Here is a 19,881-nt window from a genome sequence, read left to right on the forward strand (position 1 = left end):
CATTTTAAATGCATTTATAATAAATTATTAACCCAAATTTACAATTTTATTACGCTCAATTTGATCTTTTAATTTTATTAGTTCAAACAATAATTTAAATAGAAATACCTTAAATTTGAAAAATAATTTACCCGAAATAGTATGTTTAAAACCAAAAAAGAAATTGTATTTGTAATTCTTGCCGGAATATTTATTACCAACGCCGTTGTTGCAGAGCTTATTGGAGGAAAATTAATTCAGATTGGACCATTTGTAATGAGTATTGGTATTTTACCCTGGCCAATTGTTTTTCTTACTACAGATTTAATTAATGAATATTTCGGAGAAAAAGGAGTTAAAAAACTTTCTTTTATAACAGCCTGTTTAATTGCATATGCCTTTTTGATATTGTTTATGGCAATCGTAATTCCGGCTGCAAAAGGAATAAGTCCGGTAAATGATGAACAATTTCAGGCAGTTTTTGGGCAAAGTATGTGGATTATCGTAGGTAGTTTAGTAGCATTTATTGCATCTCAATTAATTGACGTTTGGATTTTTTGGTTTTTTAAAAGACGAACCGGAGAAAAAAAGATATGGCTTAGAACAACAGGATCAACCGTAATTTCTCAATTATTCGATTCATTTATTGTTCTTGGAATTGCTTTCTGGTTACCTGGAAAAATTGATTTTGATACTTTTATTTCATCAGGACTAACTGGATATATTTTCAAATTATCAGTAGCCGTTTTACTTACTCCGTTAATTTATGCAGGTCATCATTTAATTAAAAAATATTTAGGTGAAGATGATGAAAATCATTCTCAAGAACTATAAGACGAATTACCACAATGAAAAAATACATTATAATTATATTTTTCTCTATAGTATATTGCTTTTCCAGCTGTGGTAACGACGAAAAAAAACAGCCGGAAAAAAAGCTGTATCCTGTAAATTCTTTAAAACCTATTTCTGAAACTATTTCTTCAGACACCATAACTATTAGCACATCTATTAAAAACAAACATAATATTACTAATACCAAAAAAGTATTATTTCCTAATAAACTAATTGATAGTTCAGCGACTGAAAAGAAAAACATTGCAGACGCAATAAACAACGAATCAAATAATCAATTAATAAGTTTTGTTAATATTCGTAAAATTCTTTCTGGGGCTGAAATTGGTGAAACCCTGACACAAAAAGACTTAATTCACAATTTTGAAATCCCAGAAGATGCAGTAAAACTGGTGAAAAGTGTTACCAAAACTGCCGAAGATGAAATTGCACTAAAATGGCATTCGACCTGGTTTATTGAAAAAATCTCAGATGCTAAGCTGAGTGACGGTCGTATGAAAATTAAGTTTGTTGCTAATAAAATGTACACTTCCGGCAAAGCTATCGGCATAAAATACAATAGAAAAATCTATAATGATTTGGTGATTATTGGTAATTCCGCTTACATTCCAAAGGTAAAAGGATATCACTGGGAAATTGGAAAATAATAACCTTAAATCATTCTAAATTTATGCTCAAATATCATTCTCCTTATTCGCTTTTCTTTTTGGTCTGAATTAGACAAAGCAAAATATTTTCGATTTTAACAAGATCATTTTTACAGTATAAAAAAAGGTATTTTTAACAAGTAAGCTCTTTATCAATACATTACATAAAAATGTGAAATAAACGAGAAAAAACCTGTTATATTATGTTAATTTTTTTAAAAAAGATTCTATTTTTGCCAAAAAATTAACAATTAAAAACCCACCAAAATGAAAAAATTAAGCATTTTATTTTTGTCTGTATTGACATTAGGATTAGCAGTAACATCTTGTAGCAGTGATGATGATGAAAATAACGCATCAATTGAAGGAAAATGGACTCCTGTAAAAATGGGATCTATTGTAGATGGTAAAGAATTATTAGTTGCTATTCCAAACGACGGTAAGTGTGAAAACGATATTATTGAGTACACAGCTGATGGAAAATTTTCTGATACTTCTTATGAATTCTATAATGACAAGTGTAATGCTTCAACTGATAAAGGAACTTGGACATTAAAAGACAAAGTTTTAACAACAACTTATGATGGAGAAACTGATGTATACACAGAAGAAGTTTTAGAAATAAATAACTCTTCTTTAAAGTTAAAAACTACTGAAAAAATCGACGATAATAATACTATGGTTCTTATCACACTTTACGAAAGAAAATAATACTATTACAAAATCTTTAAAAAAACCTCAAATCTTAATTGATTTGAGGTTTTTTTATACATTTGAAATAAAAAATGGAACCGATAAGATGTGGGTGGTGTAACGCCAGCGATTTATATAAAAAATACCATGACGAGGAATGGGGCGTTCCGGTTTACGACGATCCAACTTTATTCGAATTTTTAATTTTGGAGACTTTTCAGGCAGGATTAAGCTGGATTACAATTTTAAACAAAAGAGAAAATTTCAGAAATGCTTTTGATCATTTTGATTACAAAAAAATAGCTATTTATTCTGAAGACAAAATCGAAAAATTGCTACAAAATACCGGAATCATCAGAAATAAACTTAAAATAAAGGCCGCAGTTTCAAATGCACAGGCCTTTATGAAAGTACAGGAAGAATTTGGCACTTTCTCTAACTACATCTGGAAATTTACTAACGGAAAACCGATTATAAATCATCCAAAAACCTCAAAAGATGTTCCAGCCACTACTCCACTTTCGGACGAAATTAGTAAAGATTTAAAAAAAAGAGGTTTTAAATTTGTGGGCTCAACTGTTGTTTATGCACATATGCAAGCTACCGGAATGGTCAATGATCACGCCGAAAATTGCTGGAAAAGAAACCAGTAAACAGTCTCGATTTTCAGTCACAGTTTTTAATTTTTCACAACCTGAAAACTGAAACTTGAAACTTTTAAACAAAAATTACATATATTTGCTTCACACTTTAGGGGTGTCTGCTAAAAAAGCAGGCTGAGATTTTACCCTCTGAACCTGATCTAGTTCATACTAGCGTAGGGAAAAGTAAGATGACTTCTGCGCGCATTTTCATGCGTAATTGTAGCCATTCCTAGAGTAGAAACGCACAATAGTGTGTTTCAGTAATCTCTAAATTCAAAAGGAATGGAACTAAAAATCAACCAACAAATCAAAAAATTCAATGCTGAATCGCTAAGCGTTCAATCATTGCTCGATCTCGAGATTCCAAACAAACAAAACGGAATTGCCGTTGCTATTAACAATACTATTGTTCCAAAAATTAATTGGAACCAACATTTTGTATCCGAAACTGACGAAATTTTGATTATTTCTGCTACTCAGGGAGGTTAAGGATTAAATTCCAAAAATTAAATTCCAAATTCCAATTGGAGCATACTGCTGTGCGCCTATACGAGCGCAAACAAAAAACACAATCAAGATCTACCTGAAACTTGAAACCTGAAACAAAAAACAACAAACCATAAAACTTCTCTCTATGACAACCGAAGAACAAATCTCCAGAACTCCCTTTCCTAATTCCAAAAAAGTATACGTTAATGGCGAAATTCATCCTATAAAAGTTGCTATGCGCGAAGTTATTCTTAGCGATACCAAGCTTTCAAACGGTGGAATTGAGAAAAATCCGCCTGTAACTGTTTACGACACTTCAGGTGCTTATACAGATCCAAACATTGAAATTGACATTCGAAAGGGATTGCCACGCTTACGCGAAAATTGGATTTTAGAAAGAAATGATGTCGAAATTCTTGAAGAAATCTCTTCCAATTACGGTCAAAGCCGATTGAAAGATGAAAGTTTAAACCATCTTCGTTTTGAATATTTGCATCAGCCAAAACGAGCCAAAAAAGGCGCAAACGTCACGCAGTTATATTACGCCAAACAGGGAATTATCACTCCTGAAATGGAATATATCGCGATTCGCGAAAACCAAAGAATAGAACTTTTAAATGAACAAACCAAAGCTATGCAATGTCAACACGACGGGCACAGTTTTGGAGCAAACACCCCAAAAAGCAAAATTACAGCCGAATTTGTTCGTAGTGAAGTAGCTTGCGGAAGAGCAATTATTCCCAACAACATCAATCATCCTGAAAGCGAACCCATGATTGTTGGTCGTAACTTTTTGGTCAAAATAAACGCCAACATTGGTAACAGCGCTGTGACTTCGAGCATTGAAGAAGAAGTCGAAAAAGCAGTTTGGGCTTGTCGCTGGGGTGCAGATACAATTATGGATTTGTCTACCGGAAAAAACATTCATGAAACCAGAGAATGGATTATTCGCAATTCGCCGGTTCCAATTGGAACAGTTCCGATTTATCAGGCTTTAGAAAAAGTAAAAGGAATCGCCGAAGATTTAACTTGGGAAGTTTTTCGTGACACTTTAATTGAACAGGCAGAACAAGGTGTTTCGTATTTCACGATTCATGCAGGAGTTTTGTTGCGCTACATTCATTTAACTGCAGATCGCGTTACCGGAATTGTTTCCAGAGGAGGATCCATCATGGCAAAATGGTGTTTATTTCATCATAAAGAGAACTTCTTATACACACATTTTGAAGAAATCTGTGAAATTATGAAACAGTATGACGTGGCATTTTCTTTGGGTGACGGCTTGCGTCCGGGTTCTATTGCAGATGCTAATGATGCTGCACAATTTGCAGAATTAGAAACCTTGGGTGAACTCACAAAAATTGCCTGGAAACACGATGTTCAGGTTTTTATAGAAGGTCCTGGTCACGTACCAATGCATATGATTAAAGAAAACATGGATAAACAATTGGAACATTGTAACGAAGCGCCATTTTACACTCTTGGACCATTAACGACTGATATTGCTCCGGGTTACGATCATATTACATCTGCAATTGGAGCTGCCATGATTGGCTGGTACGGCTGCGCGATGTTATGTTATGTAACACCAAAAGAACATCTTGGTTTACCCAACAAAAAAGATGTAAAAGATGGTGTTATAACTTATAAAATATCAGCCCATGCTGCAGATTTGGCCAAAGGTCATCCGGGTGCCCAATATCGTGATAATGCATTAAGCAAAGCTCGTTTTGAATTCCGTTGGGAAGATCAGTTTAATCTGTCTCTTGATCCTGATACGGCTAGAGAATTTCATGATGAAACACTTCCTGCTGACGGTGCAAAAGTTGCTCATTTTTGTTCGATGTGTGGACCGAAGTTCTGCTCTATGAAAATATCTCAGGAAATTAGAGATGTCGCTGCCGCCGAAAAAGGCATGCAGGAAAAATCGGAAGAGTTTATTGAACAGGGGAAAGAGATTTACATTTAAAAGAAAATAGAGTAAAGAAGAAAGATATGATTGTGATTACTAATCCTTCTGCAATTTCTGGCGAAATCAGCATTATTGATTCTTTATTTGAAGAAGGATTGTCTTTGCTTCATATTCGCAAACCTGATTTTTCTGAAATAGAAATGGCACAATTTATTCATCAGATAAAAATCGAATTTCGATCTAAATTGGTATTGCATAATCATCATGAATTAGCAGAATATTTTGGAATTACCCGAATTCATTTCTCTGAAAAAGATAGAAAGAACGGTTGTGAGTATCCTGCAAGATTTTCAAAACCTTGCAGGTATACAACCTCAACTCATTCAATTGAAGATTTCAATGCATTGGAAAATCATTTCGATTATGCATTTTTAAGTCCGGTTTTTAAAAGTATTTCTAAAGAAGATTATTATCCAAAAGAGAATTTATTCGCAGCATTAAAATCAAGAACAAATCACAGTACAAAATGTATCGCTTTAGGCGGAATTGATTCTGAAAACATCAAAAAAACACTCAAAAACGGCTTTGATGATGTTGCACTTTTAGGAACTATCTGGAACAATGAAAACCCTGTAAAACAATTTAAATTATGTCAGCAAATCGTCCATTCGTACTTAGTATAGCAGGTTTCGATCCCTCTGGTGGCGCAGGAGTTTTGGCGGATATCAAAACATTCGAACAACATTCCCTGACTGGATTAGCAATTATAACAGCAAATACAATTCAAACCGAAAATGAGTTTTTTGACATTCAATGGATAGATCTTAGTTACGTCATTCGTTCTGTTGAAACTTTATTTGAAAGGTATAAAATCAATGCTGTAAAAATCGGAATTGTTCCCAATCTGCATTATTTAAATCGAATTCTTTCGACCATTAAGTTGTTATCACCTTCAACAAAAATCGTTTGGGATCCTGTTTTAAAATCAACAACAAAATTTGAGTTTATGAGTATTGAAAATCGTTTGGATCTGAATAAAATAGTATCCAAAATTGATTTGATAACGCCTAATTATAATGAAATAGAATTGCTTTTCCCGGGCTTTACTCAACACCAACTTAGAATGCAAAATGAAGTCTCTAGTGCTATTTTACTAAAAGGCGGACATAATCCTTTGGCTATTGGAACAGATCGTTTGTTTCTAAAAGATGAAATAATTGATTTATTACCCTCGGAAAAAAAGTGCTTTGAAAAACATGGCTCGGGTTGTGTTTTATCAGCAGCAATTGCCTCAAATCTTGCATTCAACCAAACTCCAAAAGAAGCTTGCACAAATGCAAAAACCTACATAGAGAAATACCTTAGTTCAACATCAACATTAATTGGATATCATTATGTACCATAAACTGCAATACATTTCACAAGGAAATACCATCGAAGAACAATTGTATAATATCCATCAGGCTTTAGATGGTGGCTGCGACTGGATACAAATGCGTTTCAAAAATCAAACTGCCAAAGACACTTTTGCATTAGCAGAGGCTGTAAAATTTTTATGCGAAGAATATCTCGCCAATTTTATAGTAAACGATAATCTTTATCTGGCACAACAAATTGCAGCCGATGGTGTGCATTTGGGTTTAACCGATATGAATATTGCCGAAGCAAGGGCGATTTTGGGAAACACTAAAATCATTGGCGGAACAGCCAATACTTTTGAAGACATTCAAAATCATATAAAAAACGGTTGTGATTATATTGGTTTGGGACCATTCCGGTTTACTAAAACAAAAGAAAAATTAAGTCCTGTTTTAGGCTTATCGGGCTATTTACAAATTATGCAAAAACTCCAAACCAACCAAATAAAAATTCCGGTTTATGCAATTGGGGGAATTAATTTAAAAGATATTGATCCGTTAATAGCAACTGGAATTCATGGAATTGCCGTTTCGGGAATGATCACAGAAAGTGATGAAAAAACAAAAACAATTCAACAACTAAACGAAAAATTATATGCAAACGTCATTGTTTAATATTGGTGACAAAACCTTCAAATCCCGTTTGTTTTTAGGAACGGGAAAATTTGGTTCGAATCTGGAAATGGAGGAAGCAATTTTAGCCTCAGAAAGCGAATTAGTGACTGTTGCTTTAAAACGTATTGATCTTGAAACAGAAACAGATGCTATTTTATCGCATTTAAAACGTCCAAATATTAATTTATTACCCAATACGTCGGGTGCAAGAAATGCTAAAGAAGCTGTTTTTGCAGCCCAATTGGCGCGTGAAGCATTAGAAACCAATTGGATAAAACTCGAAATTCATCCTGATCCAAAATATTTAATGCCTGATCCGATTGAAACACTGAAAGCGACAGAAGAACTGGCTAAACTTGGATTTTTTGTTTTGCCCTACATTCATGCTGATCCGGTTTTGTGTAAACATTTAGAAAATGCAGGAACAACAGCCGTTATGCCGTTAGGTTCTCCTATTGGAAGCAATAAAGGTTTAAAGACAATTGATTTTCTTGAAATTATTATTGAACAAAGCAATGTTCCTGTAATTGTTGATGCTGGAATTGGCGCTCCGTCTGATGCTGCAAAAGCAATGGAAATTGGTGCCGATGCCGTTTTGGTCAATACTGCCATTGCCGTTGCCGGAAATCCAAAATTAATGGCTGAAGCTTTTAGAGAAGCTGTAATTGCAGGAAGAAAAGCATTTGAAGCCAAAATCGCTAATCAACAGAATTTTGCTGTTGGTTCTAGTCCTTTGACTTCATTTTTGTATGACTAGATTATTTCACGCAGATTTTTGCAGATCTAAGCAGATTAAAAATGATTTTAATTTTAATAAAGATGAAAATAAATAAAGTAAGATTATTCTTTAATTTTGTATTGATAACTAAAATAAAGAATAATGACAGAAAACGAAATATCATATCTAGTAAGAGGAGCTATTTTTAAGGTATATAATAATTTGGGGCCTGGGTTGTTTGAATCCGTTTATGAAAGTGCTTTGTTCTATGAATTAACAAAAACTGATTTACAAGTTCAAAAACAAGTTGAAGTTATAATTCCTTATGAAGAAATAATATTGGATCCTGCTTTCAGAATTGATCTTTTAGTAGAAAACAAAGTGATAATTGAATTAAAATCTGTTGAAGATTTAGCTCCAATACATTACAAACAACTTTCTACTTATTTAAGGCTCACAAATAAAAAATTAGGTTTACTTGTAAATTTCAATACTCTAAATATACTAGATGATATAAAAAGAGTTGCAAATAAAATTCAATAAACAGATACTGCATTTATAAAAAATTAAAATCATTTTTAATCTGCTTAGATCTGCAAAAATCTGCGTGAAATAAAACCCGACAATCCAAAATGAATACATTTAAAACAGTTTTTAATCAATATAACTGGGATAACGTTCAGTCTGAAATATATAAAACAACTTCCCAAGATGTTGAACGTTCTTTGGCTAAAACCAAACGAAATCTTGATGATTTTTTAGTTTTAATTTCTCCGGCTGCCCAAAATTATTTAGAACGAATGGCGCAGGAATGCCATGAAATCACCAAAAAACGCTTCGGAAAAACGATTCAAATGTATGCACCACTATATTTAAGCAACGAATGCCAAAACATTTGTACTTATTGTGGTTTTAGTTTAGACAATAAAATCAAACGAAAAACACTTTCTGATACTGAGATTAAAATTGAAGTTGAAGCCTTAAAAAATCTTGGTTTTGATCATGTTTTATTAGTAACCGGTGAAGCAAATTATAGTGTAAACATTAATTATTTCCTGAATGCGATTGCTTTGATAAGAAAACAATTCTCCATTATTTCTGTTGAAGTTCAGCCTCTTTCTACAGAAGATTACGAACGTTTGCACGGAGCCGGAGTTTATTCGGTTTTAGTTTATCAGGAAACATATCATCAGGAAGTTTACAAAAAATACCATACAAAAGGGAAAAAATCAAATTTTGATTATCGTCTGGAAACCCCTGACCGAATTGGAACCGCGGGAATTCATAAAATAGGTTTGGGCGTTTTATTAGGCTTGGAAGATTGGCGAACAGACAGTTTTTTAATGCACTGCACTTAGATTATCTTCAAAGGAAATACTGGCAAACCAAATATTCAGTTTCTTTTCCGAGATTGCGTCCCGCAGAAGGGATTATTGAACCCAATTTCATTATGGACGACAAAGATTTAACGCAACTAATTTGTGCGTACCGTTTATGGAATGAAGATCTTGAAATCTCAATTTCAACTCGTGAAAACGAAAAATTCAGAAATAATATTATTCCAATTGGGGTAACGAGTATGAGTGCAGGTTCTAAAACAAATCCAGGTGGTTATGTTGTTGACCCGCAATCTTTGGAACAATTTGAAATTAGTGATGAACGTCCAGTTAGTGAAATTGCCCAAATTATAACCAATTCAGGCTACGAACCCGTTTGGAAAGATTGGGATAAAAGTTATAGTTAGGAAAAATTCCAAAAAATAAATTCCAAATTCCATCCCGAAGCTTCGGGACTAAAATCTAAAATCAGCAATTTAAAATTCCCAAAATGAGCATTATACAAGAATTTCTACGCTATAACAGACAAACTATATTGCCGGAAATTGGCGATGAAGGTCAGGAAAAACTAAAAAAAGCAAAAGTATTAGTTATTGGAGCAGGCGGTTTGGGCTGTCCAATTTTACAATATATTTCGACTGCCGGAGTTGGTTTTATCGGAATAATGGATTTTGATACTATTGAAATTCACAATTTGCATCGCCAAATTTTATATACTGAAAACGAAGTTGGTCAACTAAAATCTCTTGTTGCAAAAAAAGTGGTTTCTGAACTAAATCCATTGATTGAAGTTGTTGCAATTCCTGAAAAATTAACTTTAGAAAATGCCGCACTAATTATCCAACAATATGATATTGTGGTTGATGGTTCAGATAATTTTGCAACTCGTTATTTGGTAAACGATACTTGTGTCGAACTCAATAAAGTTTTGGTTTATGGAAGTATTTTAAAATTTGAAGGTCAGATTGCTGTTTTTAACCACAATGGAAGTAAAAACCTAAGGGATTTATTTCCTGAAATGCCAGATCCAAAAGATGTTCCAAATTGCAATTTAAATGGTGTTTTAGGAACCTTACCGGGAATTATTGGTACTATGATGGCGCACGAAACACTTAAATTAATTTTAGAATTACCAACTTTAAAAAACGAATTGGTGCTTTTTAATACGCTGAATTGGAGTTTTACAAAATTGAATTTTTAGAAAACAAGTTCGTCTCCAACTTTAATTAATCCGCTATTTAAACTTACTATATTAGTTCCGAAAAAAACTGAATTGTCTACTTTTCGGTACTTACTTAAAGTTTTTAAAGGTTCTTTTTTGATGATGCCTTTTTGCGGATCATTATTTACCATGATACATCTTCCACAAGGTTTCACGTTTTTAAAATCAACTTCTCCAATTTTAAAAGTGTCGAAGTTGTCTTCTTCATGAGAAACTTCACTGCTTATAACAATATTTGGGCGAAATCGTAAAATTGTAATTTTATCTTCTAATTTTTCATTCAAAAAATCAAGACTTTTTGTCCCAACTAATAAATAAGGATAACCATCAGCAAGGCTTACATTGAAGGTTTCTTTTAATCTTGAGCTTTCATGTTTTCGATCTCCGCTTTTGATGATTTTTACCAATTTACACTCAAAACCTAATTGTTCGCTAAACCATTTCGATGTTGATTTATTTACTTCGACAACTTCACTTTTATCCTCCCACACTTTGGTATCTATTGGCTGATCTAAATGTTCATTAGCCGAAAATTCATGTTTAAGCTCTTTAAAAGTAATACTGATTTTTCCATCTGAAATTTGAGGATAAAACTGGCTCAAAATTGGGTATTCTCTTTGCGTTAAATGTAGATTTTCAGTATTAATCAACATCCATCTACGATCGTTTTCAAATCCCATTTCTTCAGCAAAAGCTTGTTTACAGCTAATTCCTGCAAGACTTTTTATCGGATAAATATAAATTTCTTTTACAGTGTAAATTGCACTCATAATTTCTTATTTTCTAAAATGGACATAAATTCTTCACGGTCAATTTCACGACAACCTAAACTCTCTAAATGCGGATTATAAACCTGACAATCTAATAGCTTGTAATTTTCTTCTTTTAAAGATTGTACCAATGCTATAAATGCTACTTTAGAGGCATTTGATACTTTTGAAAACATACTTTCGCCACAAAAAACATGGCCTAAATCTATTCCGTATAAACCACCAACCAAAACCTCATCTTGCCAAACCTCAACTGATTTTGCCATGCCTTCTTTATGTAATTGACAATAAGCATCGATCATTTCATTTGAAATCCAGGTTCCGTCCTGACCTTCTCTTTTTATTTTTTGACAATTTGAAATAACCTCCAAAAAATTTTGATTGAAAGTTACTTTAAACTGATTCCTGTTCAAAACATTACGCATACTTTTTGACACAATCAATTCATCCAGAAACAAAACCATTCTGGGGTCCGGTGACCACCAGAGAACAGGCTCTCCTTCATTAAACCAGGGAAAAACTCCACTTGTATAAGCCAGCTTTAAACGTTCGGGATTTAAATCGCCACCTATTGCCAGAATTCCTTCTTCATCGGCCTCTGAAACTGGAGGGAAAAATAAATCTTTGAATACGTAATACATGTTTTAAATAAAATTACAAAATAAGTAAATTCCAAATTCTAAGCCTTAAGCTTCAAATAGACACAATCTTGTCAAATTACAAATAAAAACAAAAAACCAAACCCCAATTACATATTTATGAATTGGAATTTGGAATTTATATTTTAGAATTTAAACTTTTAGAAAGGCAAATCGTCTGGTTCGTCTTCGTTTAAATTAGTAGCCGGAGCAAATGCTTCTGCAGCAGGCATTGGTGGAGTTTGTCCAGGACCTTCAGGCGCTACTCTTTCGATTCTCCAACCTTGAATACTATTGAAATATCTGGTTTCTCCTTGTGGATTAACCCATTCTCTTCCTCTTAAATTGATAGAAACTTTTACTGCCTCTCCTTGCTTATAGCTACTTAACAAATCGCATTTATCTTGTGTAAATTCGATTAAAATATGTTGTGGATATTGCTCATCAGTAGTAACAACTAATTCTCTTTTTTTGAATGAGGCACTAACTTGTTGCTCTGGGTTTACCACTTTTACTTTTCCTGTAACTTCCATCTTCGTCTATATTAATTATTGTTTCTTTTCTTATTTTTTAGCTAAAAGCACTTTCCAAGCAGATGTAACATCTTCTTTATCAAGGTATTTTTTAGCCTCCAGATGTATCTTTTCCTGATCATCGGAACTTAAAACTCCTTTTACAGAAAAATTTTCTTTCACAAATATACTAACTTCTTCTGTTGTAGGCAAGGCTTCTATGTTTCCTAATTTACCAAGATCGTTTCCGTTAAAAACAGGGCTCTCTTTTATAAAATTAGGAATAACATCTACTCCAACACCTAAAGTTGTAAGTGGTTTTTGAACTTCAAAAAGCCCCTGGTTAGACCTTGAATACCAATTATTTCCTAATCTTGAAACCAGATCAATTTTATACTGATCAATTGCTCCGTTTTCATCTAAAACAGATTCATGAATATGTATTTTTACGACTTCACAAAGAATCAGATTTCCTGCACCGCCTTCTGTTCCCAGCGGAATTATCTGCGTGACTTTGCATTCAAACTGAACCGGAGATTCTTTTACGCGATATGGTTTTACAAAATCTGACGGAATTTGTGTTAATCCTGACTTTATAAATTCGTTTACTCCATCGCCGTATTCTGTACTGGCCAATGATGTTTGCTGTACCAAATCATAATTTACAACATTAATCACAACCTCTCGAGTTGCCTCTACATTAATAAGAGTATGTTTAATAGTGTTGTCACGCACTCGTCTTGCCGGTGAAAAAACTAAAATTGGCGGATTGGCACTAAATACATTAAAGAAACTAAAAGGTGACAAATTCGGGATTCCTTTTGCACTTATTGTACTAGCAAAAGCAATAGGTCTTGGGCCAATGGCACTTTGTAAATAACCTTGTAATTTTACCGTTGAAATCTCTTTTGGATCAATGCTAATCATAATTTTTCTTTTTAACCAAATCTCGTTTTGGCAACTACAAAAGTATAGAAATGGTTTAAGTCAGAGAAATAGTTTTAGCCTTAAAAACAAAAATCTTTACTGCAATCAAAATATTAAATGGGTATATTTCGTTATATTTATACCTCAAAAATTACTTTATGCGTTTTTCTGAAAGTAGAAATACAACTCGTTGGATTATTATTTTTATTTCCTTTTCGATCATTACTTTGATTCTTTGGAATACTTATACTTTTTTTCAAATATTCAAAAATGAGGAAAGAATCAAAATGAAACTCCTGGCTAATGCGCAAATAGCATTAATCAACGCAGACGAAAATACTGATCTCGAACTTCCGCTTCAAATTTCCAGCAACAATACGTCTATTCCTGTAATATTAACAATGTACGACAAAATTCTGACTACCAGAAATGTACCAGACGAAATATTAAACGACCAAAAAAAATCGATGCGCTTTTTAAAAAATCTACAAAGCGAAAATGAGCCCATTGTATTTGAATATTCTCCCGGAAAGTATCAAAAATTATATTATGGAAATTCGGCTTTACTTAATAAACTCAAATATTATCCCATCGCATTATTGCTGATTATCTTTTTGTGTGGTGCTTTGGTCTACAATTTTTATAAAAGCACAAAAATGGCGACTCAAAATAAACTTTGGGCGGGAATGGCAAAAGAAACAGCACATCAAATTGGCACACCATTATCATCATTAATTGGCTGGGTTGAGATTTTAAAGACCGAAGAAATTGATCAGTCCATAACTTTTGAAATTCAAAAAGATATTGAACGTTTACAAACTATTACAGATCGTTTTTCAAAAATTGGTTCTGTTCCTGTTTTAGAAGTTCATGATATTGTAGAAGAGACTTTAAATTCATTCAAATATTTACAATCCCGTTTTTCAAAACAAGTTGAGTTCTCTTATGATACTCCAACTGAGCCTATTTTGGTTATGATAAATCCAACTTTACATAGCTGGACAATAGAAAATTTGGTAAAAAATGCCATTGATGCCATGAAAGGAAAAGGAACCTTAGACCTTCAAATTGAGCAGGATGCACATCATGTAAAAATAAATGTAAAGGATTCCGGAACCGGAATTTCTAAAAAACAATTCAAAACTATATTTGAGCCTGGTTTTACTACCAAAAAAAGAGGTTGGGGTTTAGGGCTTTCTTTAACAAAGAGAATTGTTGTAGAATATCATAGCGGCAAAATAAAAGTTTTGCATTCTGAAATAGGAAAAGGGACTACATTTCAAATTCAGTTAAATAAAAAAGTGTAGTAAAATAATTCTACTACACTTTTCTTATTCTTTTTATCAAACTGAACGATTTTATCTGTCAGGCTGAGCGGAGTCGAAGCCTTTTGTGCCCAATCAGAACTGGGCTTCGACTCCGCTCAGCCTGACATACGAAAACTATTCTCTGAAAATCTATTACAAATTTGCCTGAATATTTTTAGCCAAAACTTCAAATTCTTCTTTAGATAGTGATACTTTATTGTGAAAACGCATTTCATCCATTTCATTTAAAGGAATCAGATGAACGTGTGCATGAGGAACTTCTAAACCAACAACTGCCATACCAACTCTTTTACAAGGAACCGTTTTTTCTAAAGCAATTGCAATTTTTTTAGAAAACTTCATTAATCCCAAATACAATTCATCTTCCATATCAAAAATCTTATTGATTTCTTGTTTTGGAATACAAAGTGTGTGTCCTTTTGCATTTGGATTTACATCTAAAAAAGCCAGATAATTTTCGTCTTCGGCAATTTTATAAGCTGGAATTTCTCCGTTAACTATTTTGGTAAATATCGACATCGTTTATTCGTTTATTCGTTTATTTGTTGAATCGTTAAATCGGTTAAACAAATAAACGATTAACCAATTAAACATTTATAATTTAGTCTCTTGAAATTTCAAGGATTTCGAATTTCAAAACTCCATTTGGCACGGTGATTTCTGCCACTTCTCCAACTGATTTTCCTAGTAAACCTTTTCCAATAGGAGATGTTACCGAAATTTTTCCGGTTTTCAAATCAGCTTCACTTTCAGCAACAAGTGTATATTTCATTTCCATCCCGTTGCTTTGGTTTTTAATTTTTACGTTAGAAAGTACCAAAGCTTTCGAAACATCAAGTTGTGATTCGTCTATTAATCTTGCATTTGAATACACTTCTTCTAATTTAGAAATTCTCATTTCTAATAAACCTTGTGCTTCTTTAGCGGCATCGTATTCTGCATTTTCAGATAAATCACCCTTGTCTCTTGCCTCTGCTATGTCTTGAGATGCCTTTGGTCGCATTACACTTTTCAAATGCTCCAACTCATCTTTTAGCTTTTTTAATCCTTCTGCTGTATAATAAGATACTTTACTCATAACTTCATCGTTTATATAAATACAAAAAATCCCATCGGGACGGGATTTCTTATTACAAATATACTATTATTTTTAATAGTACATAATTATATGTTAATCATATAGAATTCAAAACTAAATAATTTAATTTTGTTTCACTAATACTTTTTAAAATAATGAAAAAATTCTGGCTCTTTATCGTATTAACTTGTGTCTTTTTCTCTTGTAGTGATAGTAATAAAAGCAACAACAATCCTAATATTCCTAATTATGCAGTAAATGCTTATCTTAATACAAGTTTGCCATCGTACAATAACCTTTTATATGTGAGCAGCCCGGTTTATGTTCCAAATTATGGAGCAAAAGGTATTATTGTAATGAAAACAGGCGAAGGAACTTATACCGCTTTTGATGCTGCATGCCCAAATCAGGCCTTAACTTCTTGTGTTGCCATGACAATTGACGGTATTTATGCCGTTTGCTCTTGCGATAAAACATCTTACAATTTATTTACAGGACTTGGCGGACAGGAATACCCGATGAAACAATATCGAGCGGAACTCTCCGGAACTTCTGTTCACGTATATAACTAAACAAAAAAAGCCTGAAAGTTAAATTTTTCAGGCTTTTTTGTTTCTGCTACTTTTTTAGAATTTTAAAGTTAATCCTGCCAGGAAATTAATCCCCGCCTGAGGATAATAGTATGGGTAAACGTCATACATATATCCGTTTGAAACATATTTTTTGTCCAGAACATTATTTACCAAACCTGTAATCATTATTGATTTAAAAATAGATTTTGGTTTGATTTCAAAAGATACATTTAGATCATTTACAAAATAATCAGCAAGCTTAGCTTCCGGTAATTCTATATTATTCATGTATTGTTCGCCAACATATTTTTGTAATAATGAAATATGTAAATTTTCAATCGGACTGTAAACAATAATATTTCCTGCAATTACTTCTGGTGAATATGCAATAGACGTGGTTCCGTAATTTTGTCCTTCTACAGCCAAATCAACGTTTTTATTACTGCTTAAAGTAAAGTTTGGACGCAGCATAAATTTTTCTGAAAGTTTGATTGTTGCATCAACTTCAAATCCTAAACGGTAACTTTTTTCACTATTTGAACGAATTGGAGATCCAACATCATCCAGTGTTCCTGTTAAAATTAATTGATCTTTGTAAGCCATATAATAGAAGTTTGAATTCAGTTGAAATTTCTCTGAATTAAATCTCCAGCCTAATTCAAAATCATTTAATTTTTCCGGTTTTACATTTCCACCTTCATAATCGGTTCTGTTTGGTTCGCGATTAGCTCTGGCGTATGAAAAGTAAAGTGTGTTTTTTTGATTGATTTCGTAATTCAATCCCGCTTTTGGATTGAAGAAATTAAAGTTATCATCTACCAAACCTGTTTCAATACTATTGGCTTTATACTGTACATTTCTATATTGTAGATCTCCGTAAAAACTCAATTTTTCTGTGAATTGATAATTTGCTTTCGCGAAAATATTTCCGTCTGTTTTTGTAGAAAAATCATCATAATAATGATCCCCTAACTCTGATTGAGAAGCATATCTTGCCCAGATTACTTTGCCATAATGATCGCCTTCATATTTATTCCAGCCTCCGCCAAAGATCACGTCAAATTTTTCGTCTTTATATTTTACAGAAAATGTAGTTCCGTAAAAATCATTATCTAACCATTTTTGACGTACCAAATCGGTTGTAGCTATTGCCCCAACAGGCAGTAAACCATACTCCCCCATATCGGCATCTTCTTTATAATTCTCATAATAGCCTTTTCCTTTTGTATAATGAACCGCTAAATTCGTGCTCCATTTATCCGAAAAAGATTCGTTCCAATGCAATTGATAATGATCTTGTTGGTAATTATCTGTTTCATTGTCATAAAAACGAGCATTTCCTGCTTCATCAGTGTACATTCCTGCAGAATTGAAAGTACGGTTTGTATTTAAAGTTTCAGTATCAATTCCATTCCAGGATTGGTATGTTTTTTCTGTTCCGCCAAAAACTAATGCTTTAATTAAAGTAGTTTTACCAACATAAGTTCCCTGCAAAAAATACGATTTCAAATCAGAACTTGCGCGGTCAATATAACCATCAGATTTTAGTGTAGACAAACGTCCTGCCAATTCAAAATGATCGTTTAATAAACCTGTACTAAATTTTACAGTATTTTTTCTAGAATTGAAACTTCCGTAAGAACTGGAGACTTCGCCATTTGCTTTAGAAGCATAATTATCAGTAAGCATGTTTAAACTTGCACCAAAAGCTGAAGAACCGTTTGTAGATGTTCCTACGCCTCGTTGCAATTGCAGACTTTCTACAGAAGAAGCAAAATCGGGCATATTTACCCAGAATGTTCCTTGACTTTCAGCATCATTGTACGGAATTCCGTTGATGGTAACATTTACTCTTGTGGCATCGCTTCCGCGGACTCTGATTCCGGTATATCCAAAACCATTTCCTGCATCAGAAGTCGTAACAACAGATGGTAAATAGTTCATTAAAATTGGAATATCCTGACCAAGATTTCTGTATTTAATATCTTTTTTATCCAAATTACTAAACGTAACCGGCGTTTTTGCAGTAACACGAACAGCGGAAACCAAAACCTCATCAAGAGAATTTACCCTCGTAGAGTCCTGCGTTTGTGCGAAAGAAATTAGAGTACAGAAGAAAGAAAATAGAAGAAAGAAAATAGATTTAGTTTTGCTCAATTGATGAGACTTAGAACCTTTGTAACTTAGTACCTCAGTACCTTCAAAAAATGTTTTCATCCGTAAAAAAATTACGAATAAAAGGGGGAATTATTCTTTTTGTTAAATTAATAAATGTGTTTCTTACAACAAAATATAGTGTGCACACTAACAATTGTCGTTTTTCCCTTAGCAACATTACTCGCTCAGGTTCTTTGGGTATGATCTCAGCTCGTTATTTAGAGCACCCCTTTGAGACAGTGCAAATGTAGTGTTAAAAAACAAATTCCAAAAATTAAATTCCAAATTCCAATTAGAAACTGAAGTAGATTTTTTTGAATTTAATTTCTGATATATGGATATTTATTAACCAATATCAAATTTTGATTTTTTAATTTCTGTACGTCTTTATCAAATAGTCTATATTGAAATACATCTGATGTATCTTGCTTATATTGAATGATTGATGAATTTATCATATTAACCAAAAGCCTCTCCAATAAGAGTTTATCATTTGAAAAATCAAGTTTTTTATCAAAAAAAGTGTCGGGTAACTTAAAATATTTTTTAAAATCTTTTATATTAATATCAGCATAAATATCATATTCTTTATTAGGCTTCATTATATGAACACTTCCTGTATATAAAGGTATTTTTATCTTTTGTATTGTATCTCTTATAAAAAGTTCAGATAATTTATTATCAAAAGAAGTATTACGCGCTATAAAAACCTTAGTCTCATTTGAGACATTTTTTATTTTAAAATGAAGCTCATAAATAGGAGGAAACTGAGCATCTGCATTAGGATTCATTTTAACATAAATGTCATGATCTACATAATCAATATTAATTTCATCAGTTTTTTTATCAGTACATCCAATAAAAATAGTACAAAGCGCTAAAATTAAAAATTGAATATTTTTAGATATTTCCATTTTGCTAGTTTATATCTGAAACCTAAAATATTTGGCAATTAAAAAAAATATTAATCTAAGTTCGGTTTTCTCCTCGATTGTTTAATCTCAGAAATATTCTTTTTATCCTTGATTCGTTTTTTAATTACTGATTTTGGAATCTTGGTTGCTTTACGAACTTTCGGAACAAACAATCCTTTTTTAATGATTTCTAAAAAACGTTTTATAACAATCTCTTTATTTTTAAGCTGACTTCGATCTTCGTCACAGTTTATAATCAGAATATTTTCAGATGTTAAACGCGGAGCAATATTAGTTTGCAAAAGTAATTTTTCCTCTTCAGATAAAGCTTGCGAAGCGTTTAAATCAAAAGTCAACACGACTTTTGAAGAAACTTTATTTACATTTTGTCCGCCGGCACCACTGCTTCGAACGGCTTTAAAACTTAACTCTGATATGATTTTATCTGTGTCCATT

The 19,881-nt window shown here is 32.7% G+C and carries 23 protein-coding genes, 1 pseudogene and 1 riboswitch; of the genes and pseudogenes, 15 read left to right on the top strand and 9 right to left on the bottom strand.

Annotation, left to right across the window (positions count from 1 at the left end):
• The first annotated feature begins 141 nt into the window (after positions 1–141).
• From ACZZZT_RS24800 to ACZZZT_RS24860, 13 genes and pseudogenes are all read left to right on the top strand, one after another.
• Positions 142–813, top strand: a complete 672-nt coding sequence (locus ACZZZT_RS24800; protein WP_463462284.1) for a queuosine precursor transporter — start codon at positions 142–144, stop codon at positions 811–813.
• Between the two features lie 14 nt (positions 814–827).
• On the top strand, positions 828–1,481 hold the full coding sequence (locus ACZZZT_RS24805; protein ID WP_463462285.1) for a hypothetical protein: 654 nt from the start codon (positions 828–830) through the stop codon (positions 1,479–1,481).
• Between the two features lie 267 nt (positions 1,482–1,748).
• Positions 1,749–2,192 carry a lipocalin family protein gene (locus ACZZZT_RS24810; RefSeq protein WP_463462286.1) on the top strand — a complete coding sequence of 148 codons (444 nt, stop codon included), beginning with the start codon at positions 1,749–1,751 and terminating at the stop codon, positions 2,190–2,192.
• A gap of 74 nt (positions 2,193–2,266) precedes the next feature.
• Entirely contained in the window at positions 2,267–2,827 is a 561-nt protein-coding gene (locus tag ACZZZT_RS24815; protein ID WP_463462287.1) for a DNA-3-methyladenine glycosylase I, read from the top strand.
• An 89-nt stretch (positions 2,828–2,916) separates the two neighbouring features.
• A riboswitch (TPP riboswitch) is annotated at positions 2,917–3,015 on the top strand.
• Between the two features lie 85 nt (positions 3,016–3,100).
• The gene (gene thiS, locus ACZZZT_RS24820) at positions 3,101–3,307 is read left to right on the top strand and encodes a sulfur carrier protein ThiS (protein WP_463462288.1); all 207 of its coding nucleotides are present in this window, start codon (positions 3,101–3,103) and stop codon (positions 3,305–3,307) included.
• A gap of 145 nt (positions 3,308–3,452) precedes the next feature.
• A complete protein-coding gene (gene thiC, locus ACZZZT_RS24825) occupies positions 3,453–5,276 on the top strand; it encodes a phosphomethylpyrimidine synthase ThiC (protein ID WP_463462289.1) in 1,824 nt (607 codons plus the stop codon).
• 26 nt (positions 5,277–5,302) lie between these two features.
• On the top strand, positions 5,303–5,902 hold the full coding sequence (locus ACZZZT_RS24830; protein WP_463462290.1) for a thiamine phosphate synthase: 600 nt from the start codon (positions 5,303–5,305) through the stop codon (positions 5,900–5,902).
• Positions 5,869–6,624: a hydroxymethylpyrimidine/phosphomethylpyrimidine kinase gene (locus ACZZZT_RS24835; RefSeq protein WP_463462291.1), complete on the top strand. Its 756-nt coding sequence runs from the start codon at positions 5,869–5,871 to the stop codon at positions 6,622–6,624. The genes ACZZZT_RS24830 and ACZZZT_RS24835 overlap by 34 nt, the downstream gene beginning before the upstream one ends.
• Positions 6,614–7,252: a thiamine phosphate synthase gene (locus ACZZZT_RS24840; RefSeq protein ID WP_463462292.1), complete on the top strand. Its 639-nt coding sequence runs from the start codon at positions 6,614–6,616 to the stop codon at positions 7,250–7,252. The genes ACZZZT_RS24835 and ACZZZT_RS24840 overlap by 11 nt, the downstream gene beginning before the upstream one ends.
• A complete protein-coding gene (locus ACZZZT_RS24845) occupies positions 7,233–8,009 on the top strand; it encodes a HisA/HisF-related TIM barrel protein (RefSeq protein WP_463462293.1) in 777 nt (258 codons plus the stop codon). Before ACZZZT_RS24840 ends, ACZZZT_RS24845 begins: the two co-directional genes overlap by 20 nt.
• Before the next feature lie 123 nt (positions 8,010–8,132).
• Positions 8,133–8,513: a GxxExxY protein gene (locus ACZZZT_RS24850; RefSeq protein ID WP_042566246.1), complete on the top strand. Its 381-nt coding sequence runs from the start codon at positions 8,133–8,135 to the stop codon at positions 8,511–8,513.
• A gap of 89 nt (positions 8,514–8,602) precedes the next feature.
• Positions 8,603–9,714, top strand: a pseudogene (gene thiH, locus ACZZZT_RS24855) (2-iminoacetate synthase ThiH).
• 83 nt (positions 9,715–9,797) lie between these two features.
• Positions 9,798–10,508 carry a HesA/MoeB/ThiF family protein gene (locus ACZZZT_RS24860; RefSeq protein WP_463462294.1) on the top strand — a complete coding sequence of 237 codons (711 nt, stop codon included), beginning with the start codon at positions 9,798–9,800 and terminating at the stop codon, positions 10,506–10,508.
• On the opposite strand, the gene ACZZZT_RS24865 is transcribed toward ACZZZT_RS24860, so the two are convergent.
• The 4 genes from ACZZZT_RS24865 to ACZZZT_RS24880 all read right to left on the bottom strand — a co-directional run bounded on the left by ACZZZT_RS24865 (position 10,505) and on the right by ACZZZT_RS24880 (position 13,376).
• Positions 10,505–11,299 (bottom strand): MOSC domain-containing protein, encoded by a 795-nt coding sequence (locus ACZZZT_RS24865; RefSeq protein ID WP_463462295.1) that lies wholly within the window; start codon positions 11,297–11,299, stop codon positions 10,505–10,507. The two genes, ACZZZT_RS24860 and ACZZZT_RS24865, sit on opposite strands and share 4 nt — an antisense overlap.
• Positions 11,296–11,940, bottom strand: a complete 645-nt coding sequence (gene aat, locus ACZZZT_RS24870; RefSeq protein ID WP_073394976.1) for a leucyl/phenylalanyl-tRNA--protein transferase — start codon at positions 11,938–11,940, stop codon at positions 11,296–11,298. The genes ACZZZT_RS24865 and aat overlap by 4 nt, the downstream gene beginning before the upstream one ends.
• A 158-nt stretch (positions 11,941–12,098) precedes the next feature.
• Positions 12,099–12,470, bottom strand: a complete 372-nt coding sequence (locus ACZZZT_RS24875) for a DUF3127 domain-containing protein (protein WP_042566241.1) — start codon at positions 12,468–12,470, stop codon at positions 12,099–12,101.
• 30 nt (positions 12,471–12,500) lie between these two features.
• Positions 12,501–13,376 (bottom strand): flavin reductase family protein, encoded by an 876-nt coding sequence (locus ACZZZT_RS24880; RefSeq protein ID WP_042566240.1) that lies wholly within the window; start codon positions 13,374–13,376, stop codon positions 12,501–12,503.
• 158 nt (positions 13,377–13,534) lie between these two features.
• Here ACZZZT_RS24880 and ACZZZT_RS24885 point away from each other — a divergent pair, with 158 nt between their 5' ends.
• The gene (locus ACZZZT_RS24885) at positions 13,535–14,683 is read left to right on the top strand and encodes a sensor histidine kinase (RefSeq protein ID WP_042566238.1); all 1,149 of its coding nucleotides are present in this window, start codon (positions 13,535–13,537) and stop codon (positions 14,681–14,683) included.
• 153 nt (positions 14,684–14,836) lie between these two features.
• Here the strand turns inward: ACZZZT_RS24885 and ACZZZT_RS24890 are convergent, their stop codons facing one another.
• Together ACZZZT_RS24890 and greA are read right to left on the bottom strand one after the other, a co-directional pair.
• The gene (locus tag ACZZZT_RS24890) at positions 14,837–15,223 is read right to left on the bottom strand and encodes an HIT family protein (RefSeq protein WP_463462296.1); all 387 of its coding nucleotides are present in this window, start codon (positions 15,221–15,223) and stop codon (positions 14,837–14,839) included.
• Between the two features lie 82 nt (positions 15,224–15,305).
• Complete coding sequence (greA, locus tag ACZZZT_RS24895) at positions 15,306–15,782, bottom strand: transcription elongation factor GreA (RefSeq protein WP_035623677.1); 477 nt, start codon at positions 15,780–15,782, stop codon at positions 15,306–15,308.
• A gap of 155 nt (positions 15,783–15,937) precedes the next feature.
• Here greA and ACZZZT_RS24900 point away from each other — a divergent pair, with 155 nt between their 5' ends.
• Complete coding sequence (locus ACZZZT_RS24900; protein WP_463462297.1) at positions 15,938–16,354, top strand: Rieske (2Fe-2S) protein; 417 nt, start codon at positions 15,938–15,940, stop codon at positions 16,352–16,354.
• A gap of 54 nt (positions 16,355–16,408) precedes the next feature.
• Here the strand turns inward: ACZZZT_RS24900 and ACZZZT_RS24905 are convergent, their stop codons facing one another.
• From ACZZZT_RS24905 to arfB, 3 genes are all read right to left on the bottom strand, one after another.
• On the bottom strand, positions 16,409–18,571 hold the full coding sequence (locus ACZZZT_RS24905) for a TonB-dependent receptor (protein ID WP_463462298.1): 2,163 nt from the start codon (positions 18,569–18,571) through the stop codon (positions 16,409–16,411).
• A 260-nt stretch (positions 18,572–18,831) separates the two neighbouring features.
• Positions 18,832–19,425 (bottom strand): hypothetical protein, encoded by a 594-nt coding sequence (locus ACZZZT_RS24910; protein ID WP_463462299.1) that lies wholly within the window; start codon positions 19,423–19,425, stop codon positions 18,832–18,834.
• A 50-nt stretch (positions 19,426–19,475) separates the two neighbouring features.
• The gene (gene arfB, locus ACZZZT_RS24915) at positions 19,476–19,880 is read right to left on the bottom strand and encodes an alternative ribosome rescue aminoacyl-tRNA hydrolase ArfB (RefSeq protein WP_463462300.1); all 405 of its coding nucleotides are present in this window, start codon (positions 19,878–19,880) and stop codon (positions 19,476–19,478) included.
• Between the last annotated feature and the right edge of the window lies 1 nt (position 19,881).

The organism is Flavobacterium sp. AC274 (genome assembly GCF_979258275.1).